Annotated in this window: 16 protein-coding genes; 6 read left to right on the forward strand and 10 right to left on the reverse strand. The window is 57.0% G+C overall.

Annotation, left to right across the window (positions count from 1 at the left end; genetic code table 11):
• Genes B9Z43_RS01465 through B9Z43_RS01475 form a run of 3 tightly spaced genes read left to right on the forward strand, consistent with a single transcriptional unit; the run spans position 1 to position 2236 of the window.
• Positions 1–981 carry a phage tail protein gene (locus tag B9Z43_RS01465; protein WP_108322386.1) on the forward strand — a complete coding sequence of 327 codons (981 nt, stop codon included), beginning with the start codon at positions 1–3 and terminating at the stop codon, positions 979–981.
• Positions 978–1190, forward strand: coding sequence for a tail protein X (locus tag B9Z43_RS01470; RefSeq protein ID WP_108322387.1), 213 nt, complete (start codon positions 978–980; stop codon positions 1188–1190). The genes B9Z43_RS01465 and B9Z43_RS01470 overlap by 4 nt, the downstream gene beginning before the upstream one ends.
• Positions 1181–2236, forward strand: coding sequence for a contractile injection system protein, VgrG/Pvc8 family (locus B9Z43_RS01475; RefSeq protein WP_233253941.1), 1056 nt, complete (start codon positions 1181–1183; stop codon positions 2234–2236). Before B9Z43_RS01470 ends, B9Z43_RS01475 begins: the two co-directional genes overlap by 10 nt.
• A gap of 270 nt (positions 2237–2506) precedes the next feature.
• Here B9Z43_RS01475 and B9Z43_RS01480 read toward each other — a convergent pair whose 3' ends face one another.
• The 7 genes from B9Z43_RS01480 to B9Z43_RS17225 form a co-directional block, all read right to left on the reverse strand.
• Positions 2507–4618: a hypothetical protein gene (locus B9Z43_RS01480; RefSeq protein WP_108322388.1), complete on the reverse strand. Its 2112-nt coding sequence runs from the start codon at positions 4616–4618 to the stop codon at positions 2507–2509.
• A gap of 200 nt (positions 4619–4818) precedes the next feature.
• Positions 4819–7791, reverse strand: coding sequence for a CHAT domain-containing protein (locus B9Z43_RS01485; protein ID WP_158270045.1), 2973 nt, complete (start codon positions 7789–7791; stop codon positions 4819–4821).
• Positions 7792–7858: 67 nt separating this feature from the next.
• A complete protein-coding gene (locus tag B9Z43_RS01490) occupies positions 7859–10837 on the reverse strand; it encodes a CHAT domain-containing protein (protein WP_158270046.1) in 2979 nt (992 codons plus the stop codon).
• A 17-nt stretch (positions 10838–10854) separates the two neighbouring features.
• Positions 10855–11319, reverse strand: a complete 465-nt coding sequence (locus B9Z43_RS01495; protein WP_108322391.1) for a hypothetical protein — start codon at positions 11317–11319, stop codon at positions 10855–10857.
• Positions 11316–13259 (reverse strand): caspase family protein, encoded by a 1944-nt coding sequence (locus B9Z43_RS01500; RefSeq protein ID WP_158270047.1) that lies wholly within the window; start codon positions 13257–13259, stop codon positions 11316–11318. The genes B9Z43_RS01495 and B9Z43_RS01500 overlap by 4 nt, the downstream gene beginning before the upstream one ends.
• A gap of 11 nt (positions 13260–13270) precedes the next feature.
• Positions 13271–14914: a CHASE2 domain-containing protein gene (locus B9Z43_RS01505; protein WP_158270048.1), complete on the reverse strand. Its 1644-nt coding sequence runs from the start codon at positions 14912–14914 to the stop codon at positions 13271–13273.
• Between the two features lie 37 nt (positions 14915–14951).
• Complete coding sequence (locus B9Z43_RS17225; protein ID WP_199222229.1) at positions 14952–15464, reverse strand: OmpA family protein; 513 nt, start codon at positions 15462–15464, stop codon at positions 14952–14954.
• 332 nt (positions 15465–15796) lie between these two features.
• Between B9Z43_RS17225 and B9Z43_RS01515 the strand changes: the two genes are divergently transcribed.
• Both B9Z43_RS01515 and B9Z43_RS01520 read left to right on the forward strand, forming a co-directional pair.
• Positions 15797–16165, forward strand: a complete 369-nt coding sequence (locus B9Z43_RS01515; RefSeq protein WP_108322394.1) for a hypothetical protein — start codon at positions 15797–15799, stop codon at positions 16163–16165.
• A 17-nt stretch (positions 16166–16182) separates the two neighbouring features.
• Positions 16183–16737, forward strand: coding sequence for a hypothetical protein (locus B9Z43_RS01520; RefSeq protein WP_233249956.1), 555 nt, complete (start codon positions 16183–16185; stop codon positions 16735–16737).
• Here B9Z43_RS01520 and hemW read toward each other — a convergent pair.
• Genes hemW through rph form a run of 3 tightly spaced genes read right to left on the reverse strand, consistent with a single transcriptional unit; the run spans position 16723 to position 19308 of the window.
• On the reverse strand, positions 16723–17925 hold the full coding sequence (gene hemW, locus B9Z43_RS01525) for a radical SAM family heme chaperone HemW (RefSeq protein ID WP_108323075.1): 1203 nt from the start codon (positions 17923–17925) through the stop codon (positions 16723–16725). The two genes, B9Z43_RS01520 and hemW, sit on opposite strands and share 15 nt — an antisense overlap.
• Before the next feature lie 16 nt (positions 17926–17941).
• Positions 17942–18556 carry an RdgB/HAM1 family non-canonical purine NTP pyrophosphatase gene (gene rdgB, locus B9Z43_RS01530; RefSeq protein ID WP_108322396.1) on the reverse strand — a complete coding sequence of 205 codons (615 nt, stop codon included), beginning with the start codon at positions 18554–18556 and terminating at the stop codon, positions 17942–17944.
• Positions 18557–18558: 2 nt separating this feature from the next.
• Positions 18559–19308 carry a ribonuclease PH gene (rph, locus tag B9Z43_RS01535; RefSeq protein WP_108322397.1) on the reverse strand — a complete coding sequence of 250 codons (750 nt, stop codon included), beginning with the start codon at positions 19306–19308 and terminating at the stop codon, positions 18559–18561.
• 175 nt (positions 19309–19483) lie between these two features.
• On the opposite strand from rph, the gene B9Z43_RS01540 reads away from it, so the two are divergent.
• The gene (locus tag B9Z43_RS01540; protein WP_108322398.1) at positions 19484–20386 is read left to right on the forward strand and encodes a YicC/YloC family endoribonuclease; all 903 of its coding nucleotides are present in this window, start codon (positions 19484–19486) and stop codon (positions 20384–20386) included.

Raw genomic sequence — 20386 nt, forward strand, 5'->3', positions numbered from 1 at the left:
ATGGCCCTGGATTACACAATCGGCACCCCGGTGATGATGCAGCTGGGCGGCTTTCAATTCGGCATCAACACGGCCGCCTTCCAAACGCTGGCGCGCAGCAACGAATGGCGCTGGCCATCGCAGGATCGATTCGGCAAGCCACCTGTGCTGCAGCATGTGGGCCAGGGCGCTGAAACGATCACGCTGCCTGGCGTGATTTATCCCGAATGGCGTGGCGGCCTGGGCCAGCTGGATGCAATGCGCGCACAGGCAGGCAAAGGCGAACCGCTGACCATGGTGGATGGCAAGGGCAACGCCATGGGCTTGTGGGCGATCGAACGCATCGATGAAAAGCAGGCGGTATTCGCTGCCAGTGGCACGCCACGGAAAGTGGAATTCACCCTGCAGCTGCGCCGATTCTTCGAAGCCGATGGCAACAGCCTGGCATCCGGTGGCTTTTCCCTAGATTCCCTGGGCCTGGTCGCCAATTCATTCGCGCCGGTGGGCACGCCCACGATCCCTGCGGAAGCCACCACGGCCGTGGAGCAATCGAAGGGGCTGGCGGATTCCGTGATGGATTCCGCGAAGGCAATGGCTGCCACCGCATCGAAGGCATACACCGAAATGAAGGACAAGGTGGCACCCTACACCAGCCAGCTGGCTGATGCTGCTGGCGCTGCCCTTCGTGTGGTGGATACCGCTGGCCAGCTGCAGACCGCAGCCTTCCAGGCCAGCAATGTGGTGGGCCGTAATCCTGTCACGGCGGTGGCGCTTTCATCGGTGCAGACGCTGGGCAATAAAGCGGGCAGCCTGCAGATGATGGCCAGCAGTTCCAGCCGCCTGCTGCGCGATTCCACCAGCAAGCTGGAAGCCATGGCCAATGTGCCGGCGGCCACGATTCAATCTGTGCGCGTGGCTGCGGCCTGCGCTGAAAAAACCGCCACGCTATGCCGGCAGACCGCCGGTGAAGCGGCGAAGATCACCGGAGTGGCCACGGCATGACTACGATCTACAACACCCGCGAAGGCGACAGCGTGGATTACATCGCCTGGAAATTCTACGGATCGACCGCGAATCAGGTGGTGGAATCGGTGCTGGCTGCGAATCGCGGCCTGGCTGATTACGGCCCTGTGCTGCCGGCCGGCCTGGCGATCACGCTGCCGGAAGTGACCGAGCCAGCGAAATCGCAAGGGGTGCGCCTATGGGATTGACCGCCGAAAAAGTGAAGCCGGAATATCGGCTGCTGGCGAATCAGACCGACATCACCAGCAAGATCAGCAACCGGCTGATTTCCCTGCGCTACACGGACGAAGCCGGCATGGAATCCGACATGCTGGAAATCACCCTGGCAGATCACGATCCCGACAATCCGATCCAGGTGCCGGCCACCGGCGCCGAGTTGGAATTGTTCCTGGGCTACGATGGCAAGCACCAGCGCATCGGCATGTTCGTATGCGATGAAGTGGAAATGGCTGGCTGGCCTGGTGAAATGACGATCCGCGCCCGCGCTGCCCCTTTCGATGTATCAAAGGGCGGCCTGGCCAACCTGCAGAGCCAGAAAACGCGCAGCTGGGCGAAGGGCACGCTGCTGGGCAGCATGGTGAAAAAGATCGCAAAGGAACACGGCATGGCCCCGGCTGTGATGGATGTCCTGGCGAAGATCGCGCTGCCCCACATCGATCAGGCGGATGAATCCGATCTGCACTTCTTGGGCCGCGTGGTGAAAAAATACGATGGCATCGTGAAGCCGGCAGCCGGGAAGCTGATCCTGGCGAAGATCGGATCGGCCAAAACGATCAGCGGGCTTTCGCTGCCATCCGTCACCCTGGGGCCGGATGATGTGTCGCGCTTTCGCGTGGTGATGTCGAAGCGGGAAACCGCCGGCATGGTGGTGGCGTACTGGCACGCCATGAAATCCGCGAAGCGCCACGAAGTGAAGGTGGGCCAGGGGGAGCCGGTGAAGCGGCTGAAGATGTATTACCCCACCCAGGAAATGGCACTGGCTGCAGCCCGTTCAGAATTGGATCGCCGGGAGCGCCGCAAGGTCACTGTGTCGATCACGCTGCCAGGGCGCACTGATCTGGTGGCTGAAGGCCGGGTGATCCTGGACGGATTCCGCGATGGTGTGAATGGCGAATGGAGCATCACCAGGGCGGAACATAGCCTGGATGGCAATGGCTTCACCACTACGGTGGAAGCAGAGCAGCCGAACGATTCAATCGTGCCGGATGTGGAAGATTCCGCCGAAACCCCGTAAAATCCGTTCCGCAACTACTGCCGGCCACGTTGGAAAATCAAGCAGTTAGATCACCGAATCCTGGCATGGTTGCGGAAACTAAAAGGCGATAAGGTGCTGATTTAATTGGTTTTCTCGCAGGACTTGAAAACCGTCGACTCGCAAGGGTCCGTGAGTTCGAATCTCACCGCTTCCGCCAAAAGTCAAAAACGCGCCGAATGTCCTGCATTCGGCGCGTTTTTTGTACTTACTAAACAAGACGCTCAGCTGCCGATGAGCCGCGCCGCTTTATCAATTTGAGTAGTTTCTGAATGCGTAGAAATGGCTTGCATCTGAGCCGTCATTGATCCGACTTATCAGATCGATATCTGTGACGACTGTCGGAGCAGGCGTAGTCTTGAAAAGCCCATTGTCACATTGAGGTTCTGAGGCCTTTTCCCCGCAGAAAATAGCACCGCTACGTGCTGATGATCTAAAAAGTGCGGAATCCTCGTAGGAATTTCGTCTTCCAATGTTTCCGCTGAAGGTGGTGGCATTCCCATAAAAACCATAAATTCGAGCACGGTACGTCGCTGGCTCAGAACCTTTGAGATAAGGATCGGAATCGCTCGCCACAGACCAAGTCAGATCGACCTTATCACCTAGAGGTGTGAAATATCCAACAACGGAATTAGCAACCAGACTCAAATTATTTTGAGTCTGGAAACTGACCGTTGGTAGATTTTTCAAAGAGGGCAACGGTACAGACTTTTTAAATCCATCAACTGTTCTGGCTCTCGCAGTTGTTTTGTAATATTGAGTAGCTGATATTGTGTTGTCCGCAAAATAATAGTCGAATTTCCAAGTTCCGAATTGGGGCAATTTTTCAATTTGAGCATCTGAGAAATCGTCATCAACAAAAAACAGAAATGCCCCTTCTTTAAACTTCGGATGCACAACAGGTGCAGTACCCGCGAATTTAGATTGAACTCTGATGAATCCAGTAGTGGATGGAGTGACCGCGTCTTTTGAAAGGGTGAAATAAGAAAAGTTGCAGACTCCGCCCCCTGTCACATTGGGCTTCATGGTGATTTGCCCCTGATCACCCGCATCGTTATAAGGTGGTGTCGTGATGACCACTTTCACCCAATTTTTGGTGTAACTGTTGCACGGCAGGTCAAACACATAGCCCACGCTGTCATAGGTGTAGGCCGCGTCTTTGGGAAACTCTCGTCTTTGCGCATAGGGACTCACACCACCTGGATAACGGTATTGATTGCCAATGATCCGGTACTGGTTGTCAGAGGGGTCCAGCCTGGCCACGTTTTTCTCGTACTGGAAGTTGCCGTAATCGTCTTGCCAACGGTAACCAAATACCACGTCGCCTGCAGTGGGACCATTAGCAACAGATTCCAAGACGGTGTAGTAGTACTTGGGCGAGATAAATTTCACGCCAGGATTTGCCGTGAAAATACCTCCGAAATGCTGATCAGACTTCACCAAAGAGCCGTTCAGTTTGTATGCCGCAGGATTATTCCCATAAAAAATGGCTTTGCATTGAGCAGCGGTGATGTCTGCAGCAGTTCCAGCTGTATTGCTTGTACGAGCCGTTTTATCGAGCGCATAGCAACTGGTCATTTGGTCCAGCAGGGCTTGGAGCTTGACGCTCAATCCATCGGTCGCCAGTTCGTTGGCATTCACTGCTGGCAGGGTCTTGTAACTGGCGGCGCTGCTGAAGCTGACATTCGGCAAGTCTTCACCTTCTTTGACGGCTTTGCGCAAGGTCAGATCAATGGTGGAAGACGAGCCTTTAGGCTCAATCTTCACATCGAGCGAGTCCAACAACTTGTCAAAACCTGTGCCGTTGGCGGCAAAACTGACGGTTTGCGGGTTGGTGTTCGCAGACAAATTGAGCGCATCGAGCAAAGGCTTGATCGCAGCCAGCATTTCCTGATTTTTGGAAGCCAAGGTCGAACTGCTGATCGTGGCCAATTTGGCGGCAATCTCACTGATCAAACTTGTGGGATCGCCCGTAGGTGACAGACGGGCGGCAATCAGGTTGGTCAGTTGGTTGACGTTGGCTGTGGCTGTGGCGCCGGCCTCGGCCACAACGCTGAGCAATTTGGTGGAACCATCATCCGCGATGATGATCAAGGGAAATTTGGCGGTTGCGGGGATGGATGCGCTGTAGCTACCATCGGCCGCAACCGTTGCTGGGCTTTGCAGCAAGGCGACACCATCAGCACTGTAGATCTGCACCGTGGCGGCAGCCATAGGTGCACCGGTGGCGGCTATGCCCGCAAGAGCGATGGTGCTGCTGCCTGGTGTGCTGGCGGTATTGCCACCACCTCCACAACCTTGAATGCCGAGCAGGCCAAAACTCAGTAAGGCCACACCGGCTGCTGAGATGCTTGTCTTGATCATTTTTTCCTCTTGTGAATTGAAATCTTCATCTAAACAACAATGGGTTGATAAAGATGACAGTAAAGAGTCTAGTACTCAGAGTCGAAAAATACCAGTTTTTATAATCAATTAAGGATTTTCAACACTGCATCAGGACAAAGCAAAACACGAAAAGTAAATATTAGTGAGTCAAATTTTCGTGGGCACGTTGAACTGCAGGCTCAACGCCCCCCTTCACCCACCAGCGCATAAGGTGCCCAAAACGCGGGGTGGCCATAGTTGGGGGATTTCATGGTTGACAGCATGCCTTGGCGCAGGGCTTCTGCGCGGCGAATGGCGGGGTCTTTCTGATACGCGGCAAACGTTTGCGTGGTCAGCTGCATCGCGCTTTCTGACTCCACCGACCAGTGCGTCACCAACAGGCTGCGGCTACCGGCGAAGAAAAAGCCCCGAGCCAATCCGCTCAAGGCTTCTTCGGCTTTGCCATCGGCACCGGCCGTGTTGCAAGCCGACAGGACCACCCAGTCTGCGTTGAGCTTGAGCGACAACACATCTTCCAGCGTGAGCAAGGGCGACTCATTGGGGTTGCTGTTGCCCGCCATGGCCAGCGCGGGTTGGTTCAAATTGGGCAGATCACCGGCCAACAAACCGTGGGTGGCAAAGACCACCACTTTCTTTTTGCCCAGCACACCCGAAGCACTGCTCTTGAGCACCGACTGACGTGTGGCGTCTTTACCCAAGATCACGTCCTGCGCAGGATTGGCCACCATGATTTTGGCCAGCTCCAGCACTTCGTCACGCGTCTCGGGCAAGGTGGGCAGCTTGCTGTAATTCACATAGGTTTCTGCATCCATCACGTTGCGCGATACGGACTCCAAGGCGCGCAGTGCAACGGCCGACCGGACAACCGAGCCGACCGGGGCTGCGGCGACTTGGCTGGCTTTGGGATCAAAGGCGGGATCACCCCAGGCCATCAAGGCTTGCGGACTGGACGCTTGTTCCCCCAGTTTTTTCAAGGAGAGCCAGCCGTTGGCGGTGGGCACGTGGCTGATCGCCAAGTCCTTGATGAGCCATGATGACTCAGCGGGGCTGCTTGCGGCATTGGGGCTGCGCGTCAGAACGGCCAGTGGCAGTTGCGCCAAAGCACCACTGGTGGCCACGATCAAATGCGCTTTGCCTTGCAGCTTGGCGTCCAAGGGGCCCAACAGTTCTTTGTAGAGTTGGTGCGAATCGGCATGGGCAAAGGCAGGCGCCTTGCTGCCGTATCCGGCCACATCGAGTGTTTTGCGAATGCGCGTGACCAAGCCTTGAACAGCGCTTTCGGTCAAGGGTGAGCGGTGAAAGCTCACACCGCCTTGCGCATCAATGGCCCAGACATAAGTTTGATCGTCCATCGGCAAGATGGACACAAACAGTTCGTCCGCTTTGAGTTGCTTGGCCACGTCGGTGTGGCTGGGCGACTTGGGCTGAATGAGCTGGAAGTACTCGGGGTATTGCTTCTGGATTTGCGCTTTGTAGTCCTTGCGCTGCGCTTCCAACTCGAGCTTGCGTTCACGCATTTGCGCCACCACTTGGGGGTTGCGTTTTTCGGCCACCTCTGAATTTTGGTTGGCAATGTAAGTGCTCAGATTGGTGATTTCGTTGCGCGCATCTTGCTCTTTGCGGATGATGTCCGATAGACCAGGCACATTCACGCCAGCACGCACGGCGGCCTCGGTCAGGGCTTGCTGCACACTGGAAGTGCCGATCTGGTCAGCCACCGTGAAAAGAATTTGCGCGTCATGCAAGTTGCTTGCCGCTGTCGGGGACAGAAGCTGCATGTAGCTTTGCAAAATGAAGCGCTTCATTTTCCGCTGAATCGCGTTTTCGGCAAAGTCACCTGACAGCGATTCGGGTGCGCTCAGGTTCAAGCTGGCCTTGTCAAATGCCAAACGGGCTTGGTCTTTTTGACCGCCCATGGACAGTGCCTGTGCCAGCAAGCCACGAGTCAACGCCGTATAAAAATGAGCCTCTCCAAAAGAGGCCACATTGCTTTGCAACTCTGCGTCCAACAATTTAACGGCTTCTGCGTAGCGTTGTGCTTTCAAATAAGCCCAACCACGCAATGCCACTTGCTTGTCAACACGACCTGCCTTTTGCCTAGCTACCTCGGCCACATCCAATCGTTTGATCAGCTGCGCCCAGTCGTCCATGCCCGCCAAGGCCACATGGATCTTGTCTTGTGCACTCAGGCGAAAGTGCGATTCTTGGTCCAGGTTCTGCGCATCCAAAAGGGTCTCAATCTTTTGGCTGAACTGCAGGGCATCTTTGAACTGACCGGCCGTGTTGTAGTGCTCTGCCAGCATCATGAAAAAGCGGACCATGCTGGCTTCAGAAAAACCAAACGACTTGGCCGTTTTAAAAACCTCTCGCAATGTCCACTCGGCATCAGAGGCCAGACCTGCATCCATTTGCCGTTTGGCATGCATGGCCTGAATCACCAACAAATACTCTCGACCGCGAGACTTGATGTTCTCGTCAGAGGTCCAGCTGAGCATGCGCAAGACATCTTTGCTTTTGGCCACCGCCAGTTTGGAGCTCTCGATGGCTTGTGTCCATTGCCCCGAACGGCTCTCCAATTCTGACTTTCCCGCAAAGTAGATCATCTCTGCACGCGCAATGCCGTAAGGAGCGAGCCCGCGACGCGGCAGCATGCCAAACTCGTTACGGATAATTTCTCCGGACTGGGTGATCAGCTCCCCTGCCCGCTTGAGATTTTGATCCTGCATGTAGTAGTAAGACAACTCAATTTGCGCACTGACCCTCAAGGGCAACCAAGCAATTTCCTTGGCCAATTCTTCGCCCAAGCGGTAGGCCTCCGCGCGCTCCCCTTTGATCCACATCAGCTCACGCAAAGAAGACTTGGCCCAGTTGTCGTTTGCGAAGGGCATGGCCTCTCGCAGGAATTTTTCTTCATTGACCGTGTCGCCCAACAACCTGGCGGCTGTGCTTTTTTCTTTGAGCAAGGCCTCTTTGGTGGCGTTCAATGCGCCCGGGTCTACTGGTTTGTTGACCAGCTCTTGCAGGCGCTGGGCTTCTTTCGCTGAAATCTTGAGCTGCCCCACCTCTTCCATTTGCGCCCAGGATGCGCTCGAAAACAGGCTGCCAAAGACCACGACAGCAACAGCCGCCCAGACGGAAAGACGCTGTGACATCTTCACTCCAATTCTTAAAACTTCTTGAAAGCAGGAATTCATTTTGAATCGATGCATGGCGGCAGAATCAACGCCCACCCTCACCCACCAGTGCGTAGGGCGCCCAGAACGCAGGGTGCGCAAATTGTGGCGACTTCATGGTCTGAAGCATGGCTTGCCTGAGAGCTTCGGCTCTGCGTACAGAAGGATTTCGTTTGTAAGCTGCAAAGGTGTGTGTGGTCAGTTGCATCGCACTTTCTGACTCCACAGACCAATGCGTCACCAACAAGCTGCGACTGCCTGCAAAGAAAAATCCTCGCGCCAATCCACTCATGGCCTCTTCGGCTCGGCCATCAGCGCCTGCAGTGTTGCAGGCGGACAAAACCACCCAATCGGCGTTGAGTTTCAAGCCAAGCACGTCTTCCAGGGTCAGCAGCGGCGACTCAGAGGGATCGGTCGTTGCAGCCATGGCCAGCGCTGGCTGGTTCAGGTTGGGCAAATCACCGGCCAGCAAGCCATGTGTGGCAAAGACGACCACTTGCTTTTTCCCAAGCTGGCCTGAAGCGCTGCTTTTCAAGACCGATGCGCGCGTGGCGTCCGAACCCAAAATCAAATCACGCTTGGGGTCTGCCCCCAAAATTTTGGCCAATTCCAGCACCTCATCCCGGGTTTCGGGCAAAGCAGGAATCTTGCTGTAGCGAAGGAAACTGTCCTCTGTGGACTGGTCCAAACTGGCCGATGTCGCAGCGCGCGTGGGCAATACAGAGCGGACCATGGATGTGCCGCTTGCGCTGGCCACAACCTGTGACGCTTTGGCATCGAATACCGGATCACCCCAGGCCATCAAAGGCTGAGCACTGGAGGGGACTTTGCCAAAGCGCTTCAAAGACAACCACCCATTGGCGGTCGGCACTTGGCTGACGGCCATGTCTTTGATCAACCAGGCGGCATCCCGGGCTTGCGCAGAAGTCGCGGGCTGACGGATCAAAACGGCCAAAGGCATTTTGGCCAGGGCACCCGATGAAGCCAGGATCAGATGGTTCTTACCCGTCAGGGCCGACTCCAAAGGCCCCAGCAAACCTTTGTACAACTGGTGCGCATCGGCATAGTTGAAGGCGGGCGCCTGTGCACCCTGAGCTGCCACGTCCAACGTTTTACGGATGCGGTCCACCAGTTCGTGGCTGGCTTTCTCGCCCAGATCCCAGCGGTGAAACTTGACGGTTCCCGCGGCATCAATGGCCCAGACGTAGGTCTGATTTTCCATGGGCAACACAGAAACAAACAATTCATCGGGCTTGAGCCACTGTGCAATGTCTGCGTGTGTCGGGGCTTTGGGCTGAATCAGCTGAAAATATTCCGGGAAACCTTTTTGAATCTGAGCCTTGTATTCTTTGCGCACAGTTTCAATCTCGCGCAAACGCAAGCGCATTTGCTCGACCACTTGGGGGTTGCGCTTTTTGTCCTCTTCAGTACCTTGTGAAGTCATGTACTGAATCAAACTGGTCATTTCATTTTTAGCATCCTGCTCTTTGCGAATGATGTCTGACAAGCCAGGCACGTTAACCCCCGAGCGAACGGCAGCATCGGACAAGGCCTGTTGCACCGAAGAGGCGTTCAGATAATCGGCCAATTGGAAAATGGTGGCGGCATCTTGCGGGTCTTGCGCCGCCGTTTCAGCCAACATCTCGAGGTAACTTTGGAAAATGAACTTCTTGGATTGGCGACGCAATGCGTCTTCCACCACATCACCGCTCAAGACATCGGGCGCCGTGATGTTGCGCATGGCCTGTTCAAAGTTCTTACGCGCCGCAGGGACATCACCGTTGCGCCAAAGTGCAGAGGCAAACATGCCGCGCACAAAAGCAGTGAAATAGTGATCGGCTCCAAAATTCGCGGTGTGCCACTGTAGGGTGTTGCGGAAAATCCTCAAAGCCTCCGCATTTTTACCTGTCTTGATGTAAACCAAGCCCCGAATGTGCGATTGATAACCCAAGTTGGATTTGCTTTGCACCCTGGCTTTTTCTTGGTCGATCAATTGGAAGTTGGCCAAGGCATCCGCCCATTGGCCCATGCCGGCAAGCGAAATATTTTTTCGTGTTTGCGATAGCAACCAAGCTGGGGATCCTTTTTGGAAACCTTGACCCAGAACGAGACTTTCGGATTTTGCGGCGTGCGGTAAGGCTTCTTTGAATTGCCCCATGGCGTTGCGCAAATCGGCCACTCGGTTGAACAAATCCGTCAGATGGGTCTCGCTGAAGCCATTCGTCTTCGCAAATTTATAGGCCTCGCGCACCGTCTGTTCGGCATCTGAGTACATGCCAGAAGCGATTTGGTGGGTCGCCAAGGCCGACATGGCATGGACGTACCAAATACGACCGAATGTTTTTTGCCGTGCATCGACCAGCCCTTCGTAACCCATCGCCACCTTGGACTTGGCGATGGACACTTTGGCGGCCTCAATGGCTTCTTGCCACTTTCCAGTTCGGATCAGGTAATAAGACTTGGTTTGGTTGAATTCCATCTCGGCACGCGCCAGCCAGTAGGCACTCGCGCCTCGGCGGTTGACGCTGCCGAATTCATTTTTGATCACGGCTTGCGCCTCCTCAATCAGCTCAGACGCTTTTTTGAGGTTGCTGTCGTTCATGTAATCCCTGGCCAAATCACAGCGCAATCGCACAGCATCACCTGGCCACTTGTACTCGTTGATCAAGAGATGCCCGAGCTCGTAGGCCTCGGCCCGTTTTTCGGTCTGCGACAAAAAGGCACGCAATGTCCAGCGCGCAATCGGCTCGATGGCCGCCCATTCCCGCAAGATGGTCTCGCGTTTGCCCAAATCGCCCAACTTCCAGGCTGCAGTGTCTTTTTGTCTGTACGCTTCAATTTGCGTCGCCTTGAGCGCATTGGGATCGATCGGCGCGTCCAAAATTGCCCGCAATTTCGCCGTTTCTTGCTCCGACAAGGCCGAGCCCTGCGATGCTTCATCTTGCGCCCACACACTGGGACTCAAGCACATGGCCATGCCCATCAACACCGTACACAACCATGACTGCCAAGAAGAATTTTTCATAGCAACTCCCAACTGGTTCATTCCACTTCAATGCGCAATTCCCGCTCTGCCAAACGTTGCTTGGCATCCTGGATTTGCAAAGTCAAACGGTGCTTGCCTTTGGGGATGTTCGCCTTGTCCAGCTTGAACCCCTCAGCGCTGATCTGCGTGTACTGCGTCAAGCGGGAAGTGATGTCGAACTTGAGTCCGCCATACAAGACCTTGAAACTGCTCACATCAATGGGCGCATCGTTTTGGGGGCGAAACGCGACGGCAATCGCAAACGGCGCCTTCAGTTTTGCATCGGGCACAGGTTCAGGCTGCAAGATATCGATCAAGGGCATGACAGCACGCGCCCGCAAAGCTGGCTGCGCCAGGTAACCGGCTTCGCCTTCGAATTGAACGGCCTCAGCCGGGTTGACCAACCAGGACTCTTGTGCGGCCGCCGGAGCTACAGCACAGGTCAGCGACAAAACCAGAATAGACAGACTCAGGGGTTTCATGGAATCTCCTTGATCGGCAGCAAGACTGCGCCATAGGCATCGGAACACAAGGGGTTATTTTTCGCCCTCGCAGGCGTTTGACAGGCCTGCGTGCTGACGAGCGTGGAGGTGGTCAGCAAAGCGCCCAGTTGGGCTCGTCCACTGGCGTCGTTGAGAGACGTCACGAAGGGGCCCGATTTGCGGCCACCCAAGGCCGTCAAATCTCGCGGCGCATCGGCCACCATGACCAGCAAATGGTTGGTGCCCGCCGGGCCGGACGACTTGATGCGCCAATTACCTTGCGGCAGCTTCAGCGTCTGACCCGCTTCAATCTTGTTGTTCTGGTCAAGGTCATTGGGAAACAACATGTACAAGGCTTTGCCATCCGATCCGGCCAAAGCGGCATACACATAGCCTGCGCGGTCAGATTGGACGGAAAACTCCAATGCATCCTGCCCGATGGTCAAAGCATCTTTGGTCAAAGTGACCTGCACCTTGCGCTTGGCGTTGCGTTGCTCGAACATTTGCTGCAAAGCTTGTTCGCCCGACAGAGGCTTCACCTGCGGCGCAGTCACGGGTGCAGGCGCGGGTGCAGGCGCGCCAGGCGCAGGCTGCACTGGCACTGCAAGCACCGGGGCTGAGGCAAGGGGTGCTGCCACAGTTGCCGTTGGCTTCACAGCAGGCGGCGCACTGATGGCGCTGGGCTTGTTGTCAAGCAAGGCCGTCACCGGTTGCGCCGCGACTTGCGGCGCAGGCTGGCTGAACCATGCTGGCACAAACCCGGCGTTGCCAGACAACACCAGGTTGTGCGGCTTGAAGTTGGTATCAAATTGCATGCGGCGGTTGATTTTTTCTTGCGCGCATTGACGGATTTCATCGATGTTGATGGCGCCCGATCCATCCAAATCCTTGGCATCACGGAGCATGCAGTCGCGCATGTATTGCGTCGCCAAACCGCCTTTTTGTTCGTCATCAAAACTGATTTCGTTGTTGCGGGCTGCGGACAGGTGAATGATGTCCTGCGGCAAAGCGCCCTGGCTGACTTGTTCATTGACCAAGCCACGCGTTCTGACGTTGACTGGATTTCCGCAGGTCTCTGAGGTGCCCGCGAACTTGGGTCGCAAAGCACCATCGTCGTTGGCATTGACCATGCCACGCGTGCGGGCTGCGGGCGTTGGCGGCACCAGACCGCCCGAATGACAGGCGTCGTACATCACAAACAACTTGTCGGTTTTTTGCGTGATGGAGGCCAGCAAATTGGCCATCTCTTTGTTGTTGATGGTGCCCTTGCTCATGCCGTCATAGGGCAGCAAGGCCTCCACACACCCCCCCGCTTGCGGGTCTTCATAACGTGTGCCGTGGCCGGAGTAATGGATGAACACACGGTCACCGTCTTGCACGCGTTCGTTCAAGCCTTTGAGCGCTGCACGGATGTTGTCGCCCGTGGCCTGGTCGTCTTGCAAATACTGGATGTTGCCTTCAGGCACCTGCATGACTTGCGCCATCTGTGTGGCCGAATAGCGATCGAGCTTGGTTCCGGGCAATGGCGGCACGCTGGGGTCGGCGTAGCGTCCAACACCAATGATGAGCGCATGCCGGTTGATGCGCGAAGCCGCAGTGGGTACGCCTCGCACGCCCAATGTCAATGCGTTGTTTCCGGCCGCCTCGCGACCACTGGAGATGCCTGCCAGTGCTGATGCGCCCGCTTGCATGTTCAAGGCGCTGGCACGCACCCAGCCGGACACCTTGCCCGGCGGGCTGTTGAGCTCTACCAAAACCCAGCCGCCCTCGACAGACAGCACACGCACTGCCGCTCCGACACTGACCTGGGTCAGCACGGCTGATGTGGCCAGTTTTTCCTGCCTGATTTCAGCCGCACGGCTGACGGTGGCGTTTTGCGCCCCCGCACCCGTTGCCAAGAAAACCAGACCCCAGAGACCTGAACGAATGAATGAAGACATGGTGGAACTTTTCATGAAAAAACCGGTGGTTGCAATGCCGTCCAGCCCGCCAGGGCCAGATGCGTGACAGCAAGGCGCACATCCTGTGCCGACAAGCCTTGCGGCAGCGTCGTGACCTCACCTTGGCGGACCGACAAACCCTTGACCGCTCGCAACAGCAAAGGTTGCACGTGCAGCAATTGAGCCTGCGGGCCCACAATGGCCAAGCACGGCGAAAACGGACGCCAGCGCGCAGACAAATTGTCCCCGGGTGTCAAATCCAGCGACACCAAGCGGCAATCTTTGCCCGAGGCTTGCAAGCCCGCCATCAATCGGTCGAGCTGGTCATGGCTCCAGGACTGGTCCGACACCCAGGGCAAAACCGCCAAAGGCTCAGTTGTATCTGGCAAGTCGCCACACCAATGGCGCTTGCGCAACGTGTACCAAAATTTGAGCACTGCCAAAAACAAAACCGCCAAGCCCGCAGACAGATGCAGGTCAATGAACACATGCTCGGTGTGCAAACTGGCAAAGCCAATGCCCAGCAACACACCGGGCAAGACCAGCATGGCAGGGGCCAGGGACGACACGCTTCGGTGGTGACTCCACAAGGCAATGCCTGCACACATCAAGATCGCCACTGCGGCACCAGCCCATTTGGGCAGCTCCCAGATCGCGCGGCGATGCAAAGCATTGTCAATGCCCGTGGCCAAGGACTCGACACCCGCCTGTGTGCCCGACAAGGGTGTGGGGTGCGTATCGTGCAAACTGGGTGCGGTGGCGCCAATGATCACAATTTTTCCGGCCATCGAGGGCACGCGGGGATTCGCTTGACCACCATCGGCCTGCTCAAAAACATCAGCGAAATTCACGCGCTGGTACGTCGTGGCTGTTTTGCGCCAGTGGATGAGCACGTCATCACGCGTCGCTTCGGGTTTGCTGATGGGCGCAGGTTTTTTCTGAAACTGGGTCAGCCAGTAGCCATAAGCGGCAGGATCGACAGATTGCGTCACACTCATGGGCAATGACTGGATGATGCCGCCATCGCTCAAACGCTCAAAGTAACGGTAACGCCGCAGCATGCCATCGAGATCCACATAGCCATTGTTAAATCCCAGGGGCTTCACGGCCACATGTGGCAGCACCGGGGGGATCAAGGCCACGGTGGCCTCCACGCTTGCATCGGCCGCGCGGGTTTGCGCCCACAAACTGGGCAAATGCTTTTGGCTCAGACTGCTCTGACCATCGTTCGCAGCGGGCAAGCGCACCACGCTGAAATGGCTGTGTTGACTTCTTTGTGCGGCTTGATCCATCGCCGCATCACCGCCAGGGCTGAGCCTGTCGGCATCTGAAAACACAATGTCCCAAACCACGGCTGCGGGATTTTGGCTTTCGATGTGATCGAGCACTGTGGCCAAAGTGTCACGCGGCCAAGGCCAACGGCCGAACTCGGGGGCCATGCGGGCCAGGGCTGATTCGTCGATGTCGACAATCACAATGCGCTCATCGTGCGGGGCTGTCAGCAAGCGTCCACGCACCATGGTGTCATAGGTGGTCTGTGCAATGCCGCCACTGACGCTCAGGAAGAAAACATCCAGAATCACCCACGCTGAAAAAGCGAGCACCAGCCCAGTCAGCACCCAGCGGTCCGGCCAAGAGGCCAGACGCTTGAGCAACGTTCGCTCCAAAGCAGCCGCAAAAGGCTGCCCTGATTCAGTCGAGATTGACAATGCGCACTCGGCGGTTTTCTGCGGCCAATGGATTGGACGCGTTGGCCAGTTGTGTGGCGCCTTTGCCAGCTGCCGTCAAGCGGGCCACAGTGACTCCGTTCTTGACCAGAAAGGCCTGCACCGCTTCAGCGCGTTGCTGGCTCAACTTCTGGTTGTAATCGGCCAGTCCCTTGGCGTCGGTATGTCCCTCAACCGCAAACTTGGACGGCAACAACTCGGCCGAATTCAAGGCGAGCGATAAATTCAGCAATGCCTGCTGACTTTCAGGTCGTATTTGTGAAGAGTTGAAATCAAACTGGATCAGCAAGGACAAAGAAGGTTTGGCCTGAGGTGCAGCAGAGACTGAAGCCGAAGAGGATGTCTGGTTGCTCGCAGCTTGCGGCGCCGCAGAAGTCTCGTTCGCATCGGGCGTGGTTGCACTGTTGGATTCCACCGTCAAATTGCGCAGACTTCTCAAACGCGGACCCTGCGATGGCGCTTTGAGCTGCTCAATCATCTGTTGTGCGCTTGGGGCGGCTGTTTGGGCGTGAAGCGCGCCATGTGAAGCGGCGGCAAGCATCAGCCAGAAGATTCTCAGTGCAGTGGTTTTCATAACTGTTATCGCTTTAACTATGATCAGCCTGATTATGTGCGCTGCCACACTGAACGGCCAGCATCAATGTTCTTCTCGAAATTTGAAATTAATTCTTATTTTTACATTTTAAAAATATTTACCCGCACTGGCTGAGCGCCTTCCGCCCTGATCGGGCAATTGCCCGGGATCGGCAAACCCTCGAAACAAATTCGAAGGCATTACAAGCCAGAGAAGATGCCGTTAAAATTAAATTTATGGAAAATATCAAAAGCCCTTTTGCTTCAGCCTATCTGCGCTTTTTGCAACTGGCACGTGCGGTGCAGGCACTGCCCGAAGGCGAAGACATGGATGCCAACGAATTGGCATTGCTGGAATCCGTGGTCTTGCGCTGGCACGAAGGCAAACCCATGACCGTGCGCGAAGCCATCGGCTTGGATCGCTTGGGCTCACCCGCCACCCTGCACAAGCGCATCACCCGCTTGCGGGAAAAAGACATGATCGGCACCTTGCACCTCGATGGTGACCGACGCGCCAAATACCTGACACCGACCAAGCGCAGTTTGGCCTATTTCGACCACCTCGGCCAATCATTGACACAAGCTCAGCAAACATTATTGGCATGAACTTGTCCATCAGAAACATGGCTGAGGCTGTGGTTCTCAGCTTGGTCAGTGCGGCTTTGTTTGCCGGATTTTTCAGGCTCAACGAGCTGATCTTTTCAGCACTCGAACACAGCCAAGGCGTCAACTGGATTTTCCTGCCCGCCGGTTTCAGGGTCCTCTTGGTCTTGGGCATGGGCTTGCCGGGATGCTTGGGCATCTTTCTGGGCACGCTGTATTTGGACCACGCACATCTGCTGCATGGTCATGCCATGCTCATTTTTCTGACCGGCATCGTTTCAGGTTTCACCCCCTGGGTGGTCATGAAAACCATGAGCCACAGAGGCCTGCTCAGTGCAGACCTGAAAAACCTGACCTACCAGCAATTGCTGAATTTCACGCTGTTTTATGCGGCCGCCAATGCCGTGCTTCATCAGTTGCTGTGGGCGCTGATCAACGTGCACAGCCACCAGATGATGGTGGAACTCTGGCCGATGTTTGTGGTCGATTTGTTGGGCGCTTTGCTCATGCTTTACGCCTTCAAAGGCTTGGTGAACTTGATCCAGGGCAGACGCTCAAGCTCAGGCAGTCTCTGACAAAAACAGCGCCTGCAAATCGCTCAAGAAGTCAAAGCCGCGCTCCGTGGGCCAGACACGGTGCAAATCGCGCTCAATCAATTTCAAACGCTCGGCCTCTTGCAGGCCTTTTTGAATGCTGGTCATCGCCAAACCCGTGCGATCGACGAAATCGCTCAAGACAAAACCTTCACGCAAGCGCAAGGCGTTAAGCATGTATTCAAAAGGCAAGTCCTGGCGTGACACCTCGATGTTTTGCGTGGCCGGCTCGCCCTTCATGGCCTGCTGCATGTACAGCGCAGGCTCGCGGTAACGCACCTGGCGCACCACACGGTGCGCAAAACTCAGCTTGCTGTGGGCACCTGCCCCAATGCCCAGGTAATCGCCAAACTGCCAATAGTTCAGGTTGTGGGCGCACTGATGGCCAGGCTTGGAATAGGCCGAGACCTCGTACCTTGACAGGCCTTGGGCTGAAGTCAGCTCGGTGATGCGGTCCATCATCTCGTAAGCCAGATCGTCTTCGGGCAAGGTGGGCGGAAACTTGGCGAACACCGTGTTGGGTTCGATCGTCAGGTGGTAGATCGAGATGTGCGGCGGCGCAAACGCCAGCGCGGTCTGGATGTCTTGCGTCAGGCCCGCCAGCGTCTGGCCGGGCAAGGCGTACATCAGGTCCAAATTAAAGGTGTCAAACACCTGCGCGGCTTCGGTCACCGCAGCCAGCGCCTGGTCGCGGTCGTGCACACGGCCCAGGGCCTTCAGGTGCGCGTTGTCAAAGCTCTGCACACCGATCGACAAACGGGTGATGCCCGCTTGGCGGAAGGCCTTGAACCGGTCTTTTTCAAAAGTGCCAGGGTTGGCTTCCATGGTCACTTCGGCATCGGGCGCCAAGCGAACGCGGGCACGGATGCCGCCCACCAAACGGTCAATGGCTTCGGGCGAAAACAGGCTGGGTGTGCCGCCGCCCAAAAACACGGTCTGGATGCTTCGGCCCCAGATCAAGGGAAGACTGGCCTCAAGGTCGGCAAACAGCGCATCGATGTAAGCGTCTTGTGTGGAGGGGGCGTCAGCGCCGGCACGAAATTCATGCGAGTTGAAATCGCAGTAGGGGCATTTCTTGATGCACCAAGGCAGGTGCACATACAGCGACAGGGGTGGCAGGCTGCTGAGTTGCAACACGCCTGGGCGCATGGCGTGCACTGGGTCCATCATGTCGCTCATGGCTGACTCATACGGCAGAGCCATCCAGCCAGCGCTCGCGCATGAAAGCCAGCATGGCTTGCGCTGCGCGGCCTCGGTGGCTGTTGGCGTTTTTGACTTCCACAGGCAGCTCGGCAAAGGTCTTGCCAAATTCGGGAATGAACATGATCGGGTCAAAACCAAAGCCGTTGCTGCCCAGGCGCTCACGGGCGATCTCGCCCACCACACGCCCCACCGCAATCAGGGGCTCCGGATCATCGGCGCTGCGCAGCGCCACCAGCGTGCTGACCATGGCCGCACGGCGCTGGTCGATGCCTTGCATCTGCTCCAGCAAAGCCGTCACGTTGTTGTCATCGCCCTTGGCATAGCCAAAGCGGGTGGCGTAATAGGCGGTGTCCACGCCCGGTTGTCCACCAAAGGCGTCGACACACAAACCGGCATCGTCGGCCAGGGCTGGCAAGCCACTCAGCAGGGATGCGTGGCGGGCTTTGGCCAAAGCGTTTTCCACGAAGGTGCGAAACGGCTCTTCGGCTTCGGGAATGTTCAGCTCGGACTGGCGCACCAGCGTCATGTTCAGCGGCGCGAACATGGTTTGCAGCTCGGCCAGCTTGCCCGCGTTGTTGGAGGCGAGAACGATCTTCATGTTCAGGCGCTGAAGGTCAAGGTCTTGGGCTCGTCGTGCGCCTGGGTCTGCAAGCGCACCAATTGCGCAATGCCTTTTTCGGCCAAGGCCAACATGCGGTCCATTTCCACACGGGTGAAGGCCACGCCTTCGGCGGTGCCTTGCACTTCCACAAAATTGCCTGCGCCCGTCATCACCACGTTCATGTCGGTGTCGCAAGCCGAGTCTTCCGGGTAATCCAGGTCCAGCAAGGCAGCGCCGTCTTTCAGGCCCACCGAGATGGCTGCCACGCGGTCGATGATGGGGGACTCTTGCAGCTTGCCCGTGGCCATCAGCCAGGCCACCGCATCTTGCGCGGCCACAAAGGCGCCGGTGATGCTGGCGGTGCGGGTGCCGCCGTCGGCTTGCAGCACATCGCAGTCCAGGTGAATGGTGCGCTCGCCAAGCTTCTTCAAATCAAACACGGCACGCAAGGAGCGACCGATCAGGCGCTGGATCTCTTGTGTGCGCCCGCTTTGCTTGCCGCGCGCCGCTTCGCGGTCGCCACGGGTGTGGGTGGCGCGGGGCAACATGCCGTACTCGGCCGTGACCCAGCCTTCGCCGCTGCCTTTTTTGTGACCGGGCACTTTCTCTTCGACCGATGCGGTGCACAGCACGCGGGTCTGACCAAACTCGATCAGCACAGAGCCTTCAGCATGGATGGTGTAACCGCGGGTCATGCGCACAGCGCGCAAAGCATCGGCCGCACGGCCGGAACGAACATAAGTGGTCATGAGTGTGTCTTTTGCGAATGGTGTGATGCAGGGACAGAACGGGGTGGCGGGCGAGTTTGCGATAATGCCCTGTTTCATGCTTTGACAAGCCTTTCCAAGGCTGGGTCAAGGCAATTGCCCCAAGCCGGTGTTCGGCCTGCGGCGCGAAGGAACCAGTTCAATGTCAGTTTACAGTATGACCGGCTACGCCAGCGTGCAGCACAGCACGCCGGTGGTGGACGGCGAGACCGCCGCCAGCACAGCCCCCGCAACCCGCTTGGGACTCGAAATCCGCTCGGTCAACAGCCGCTTTCTGGACCTGAGTTTCCGCTTGCCCGAAGAACTGCGCCAGCTCGAACCAGGCCTGCGCGAACTGATCACCCGCCAGATCAAACGCGGCAAAGTCGAAGTGCGTGCCAGTCAGGACAGCGCCGACGGCGCCGCCCTGCAAGCGCCCAACCACCAGACCCTGCAAAAAATCGCTGCCCTGCAAGACAAAATCCAGGACTGGCTGCCCAAGGCCCGCGAGCTGAGCGTGGCCGATGTGCTGCGCATGAGCGCCGGCAGCCACAGCCAAGCCGCACCCGACGAAGCCGCCTGGATGCAAGTGGCCACCCAAGCGATTGACGCCCTGCGCGAAGCCCGTGCCCGCGAAGGTGCACGCCTGACCGAGATGCTGCAAGGCCACATTGGCCAGCTGCGCGCACTGGCCGAATTGGCCGGCCCACTGGTGCCCCAACTGGTCGAGCAGCAGCGCCAGCGCTTTTTGGACCGCTGGAAAGACGCCATGGCCCTGGCCGATGGCACTCACCTGCCCGAAACGGCCCAGGACCGGGCCCTGACCGAAGCTACCGCCTTTGCCATCCGCATCGATGTGGCCGAAGAACTGACCCGCTTGCGCTCGCACCTGGACGAAATCTCCCGCCTGCTCACCAAAGGCGGCGACATCGGCAAGCGCCTGGACTTCCTGATCCAGGAGCTGCACCGCGAAGCCAACACGCTGGGCTCCAAGTCCGCCGTGCTGGAGATGACCCGCATTTCCGTGGACATGAAAGTGCTGATCGAGCAAATGCGCGAACAGGTCCAAAACATCGAATAA

Source organism: Limnohabitans sp. MMS-10A-192 (assembly GCF_003063335.1).
Taxonomy (GTDB): Bacteria; Pseudomonadota; Gammaproteobacteria; order Burkholderiales; family Burkholderiaceae_C; genus Limnohabitans_A.

Bases quoted from the DNA above. Each gene is read 5' to 3' on its own strand.
- B9Z43_RS01465 (WP_108322386.1), top strand. From the start codon at position 1: ATGGCCCTGGATTACACAATCGGCACCCCGGTGATGATGCAGCTGGGC.
- B9Z43_RS01470 (WP_108322387.1), top strand. From the start codon at position 978: ATGACTACGATCTACAACACCCGCGAAGGCGACAGCGTGGATTACATC.
- B9Z43_RS01475 (WP_233253941.1), top strand. From the start codon at position 1,181: ATGGGATTGACCGCCGAAAAAGTGAAGCCGGAATATCGGCTGCTGGCG.
- B9Z43_RS01480 (WP_108322388.1), bottom strand. From the start codon at position 4,618: ATGATCAAGACAAGCATCTCAGCAGCCGGTGTGGCCTTACTGAGTTTT.
- B9Z43_RS01485 (WP_158270045.1), bottom strand. From the start codon at position 7,791: ATGTCACAGCGTCTTTCCGTCTGGGCGGCTGTTGCTGTCGTGGTCTTT.
- B9Z43_RS01490 (WP_158270046.1), bottom strand. From the start codon at position 10,837: ATGAAAAATTCTTCTTGGCAGTCATGGTTGTGTACGGTGTTGATGGGC.
- B9Z43_RS01495 (WP_108322391.1), bottom strand. From the start codon at position 11,319: ATGAAACCCCTGAGTCTGTCTATTCTGGTTTTGTCGCTGACCTGTGCT.
- B9Z43_RS01500 (WP_158270047.1), bottom strand. From the start codon at position 13,259: ATGTCTTCATTCATTCGTTCAGGTCTCTGGGGTCTGGTTTTCTTGGCA.
- B9Z43_RS17225 (WP_199222229.1), bottom strand. From the start codon at position 15,464: ATGATTGAGCAGCTCAAAGCGCCATCGCAGGGTCCGCGTTTGAGAAGT.
- B9Z43_RS01515 (WP_108322394.1), top strand. From the start codon at position 15,797: ATGGAAAATATCAAAAGCCCTTTTGCTTCAGCCTATCTGCGCTTTTTG.
- B9Z43_RS01520 (WP_233249956.1), top strand. From the start codon at position 16,183: ATGGCTGAGGCTGTGGTTCTCAGCTTGGTCAGTGCGGCTTTGTTTGCC.
- hemW (WP_108323075.1), bottom strand. From the start codon at position 17,925: ATGATGGACCCAGTGCACGCCATGCGCCCAGGCGTGTTGCAACTCAGC.
- rdgB (WP_108322396.1), bottom strand. From the start codon at position 18,556: ATGAAGATCGTTCTCGCCTCCAACAACGCGGGCAAGCTGGCCGAGCTG.
- rph (WP_108322397.1), bottom strand. From the start codon at position 19,308: ATGACCACTTATGTTCGTTCCGGCCGTGCGGCCGATGCTTTGCGCGCT.
- B9Z43_RS01540 (WP_108322398.1), top strand. From the start codon at position 19,484: ATGACCGGCTACGCCAGCGTGCAGCACAGCACGCCGGTGGTGGACGGC.